The sequence below is a fragment of the Lactobacillus sp. UMNPBX12 genome, assembly GCF_002553955.1.
GTDB lineage: Bacteria > Bacillota > Bacilli > Lactobacillales > Lactobacillaceae > Lactobacillus > Lactobacillus crispatus.
Genome location: NZ_PCYY01000056.1, coordinates 1 through 1,810, shown reverse-complemented (window position 1 = coordinate 1,810; position 1,810 = coordinate 1). Strand labels below are relative to the sequence as shown.

Here is a 1,810-nt window from a genome sequence, read left to right as displayed (position 1 = left end):
CATCGACCATCATCACGACAAAAAATAAAAACGCCGCTCAATGTAATAACTTTGGCGAGTTATAGGGCGACGTTTTCAACGTTTTTATAATATCGACCACCGCTCTTAAAGCGGGCTGCAAAGGAGGTCTTTGGATCTCCTTTTTCTTTATCTAAATTATAGCATATTTTTTAAATTAAAAGCCTGCAAAATTAATTGCGAGCTTTCTATTAATGCTTAGTTTTCCCAGTCATAAACCACAACTTTACCGGTCATATGACCACTTTCTACTAATTTATGAGCCTTTCGTAAATTTATTGCATTTAAGGGTTCTAATGACTTAGTCATAGTGCATTTAAGTTTGCCATTATCTAACATCTGGGCAATTTTGTTTAAAATATCATGCTGACTAATCATATCTTCAGTTTGATAATAGGATTTAGTATACATCCATTCCCACGAAAAGTGTGCTTTCTTTTTGGTAAGCAACCTTAAATTTATTGGACGATGATTTTCAGTAATTGAAACAATGTGTCCCTCTGGTTTAATTAACTCACACATTTCTTTCCAATGACCATCTAAATCCTTTAATTCTAGGATGTAATCAACATACTTATATCCTAATTTCTTTACTTGTTTTACCAAGTCTTCACGATGGTTCACAACATAATCTGTGCCGTGATCTTGTGTCCATTTAATACTATCTGGACGGGATGCAGTTGCAATTACTGTTAATCCTGCTAAATGTGCCAATTGTGTAGCTACTGATCCTACTCCCCCAGCACCATTAATAATCAAGATCGTTTTACTCTGATTATTCTCTTGATTCCAAGTTAAACCCATTTGTTCAAATAAGGCTTCATAAGCTGTAAGTGAGGTTAAAGGCATTGCAGCCGCTTCATTATCTTTTAAAGTCTTTGGAGCATGACCAACTATTCTTTCATCAACTAGTTGGTACTCACTATCACTGCCTGATCTAATAAATGAACCTGCATAAAATACCCTGTCACCTTGTTTGAAGAGACTAACTTTCGACCCTACTTCTTCTACTACACCACATGCATCCCAACCGATCACTTTAGGCGTTTTTAAGACCATATGTCCACTTTTTCTAACTCCAACATCTACTGGGTTAACTGAAACTGCATTAACTTTTACTAACAAGTCATGACCCTTAGCAGTAGGTTTTTCCATATCAAAATCAATCAAACTTTCAGGATCATCAATCTTCAAGTGTTTTTTGAATCCAATTGCTTTCATTTTTATCTTCCTTCCTTATTTACTAATTAATTGTAAGTAAGCCATAGATAAAAACAAGAAGTGAATTTTTCCTTACTAAGTAACAAATTTTTCCCTAGCTTGATTAAATTTAAAGATTTAGAATTGAATTATTATATCGAGGTGAAAGAATGCCACGTCATATTTATAACTGCTCTGAAGGCTGTCCTGTTGAAAGTACACTTCAAATTATTTCAGGTAAATGGAAAAGTGTTATTATCTATCATTTAATCAAGAAAAAACACTGTCGTTTTAATGAATTGCAGAAATTGATGCCTAATTGTTCCAGACGAATGTTGTCACTTCAATTAAAAGAGCTAAAAAGTGATCAAATTATTGATAAAACTATTTTTCCAACAGTACCACCTAAAACAAGTTATCAATTAACTGCATTAGGTGAGACCCTTACCCCATTAATTTTAGAAATGGAAAAATGGGGCGACAAATATAATCAATTGCATGAATAAGAGCCCGCAAACTAATTGCGAGCTTTTTTATCTTGTTCGTCTTCTTTTGCAAACAAAATTTCTGTACAATTATTTTCGCAGAAAGT

2 protein-coding genes are annotated in these 1,810 nt (G+C 33.7%); one reads left to right on the top strand and one right to left on the bottom strand.

What is annotated here, in order from left to right; all coding sequences use genetic code 11:
- Positions 1 to 216: 216 nt before the first annotated feature.
- Positions 217 to 1,239 carry a zinc-binding alcohol dehydrogenase family protein gene (locus tag CP363_RS10435; RefSeq protein WP_089145575.1) on the bottom strand — a complete coding sequence of 341 codons (1,023 nt, stop codon included), beginning with the start codon at positions 1,237 to 1,239 and terminating at the stop codon, positions 217 to 219.
- Between the two features lie 149 nt (positions 1,240 to 1,388).
- Between CP363_RS10435 and CP363_RS10430 the strand changes: the two genes are divergently transcribed.
- Positions 1,389 to 1,724, top strand: a complete 336-nt coding sequence (locus CP363_RS10430) for a helix-turn-helix domain-containing protein (protein WP_013085779.1) — start codon at positions 1,389 to 1,391, stop codon at positions 1,722 to 1,724.
- Positions 1,725 to 1,810: the final 86 nt, after the last annotated feature.

What these genes read in the sequence shown, in the direction of transcription:
- CP363_RS10430 (WP_013085779.1), top strand. Translation starts at nt 1,389, where the DNA reads ATGCCACGTCATATTTATAACTGCTCTGAAGGCTGTCCTGTTGAAAGT.
- CP363_RS10435 (WP_089145575.1), bottom strand. Translation starts at nt 1,239, where the DNA reads ATGAAAGCAATTGGATTCAAAAAACACTTGAAGATTGATGATCCTGAA.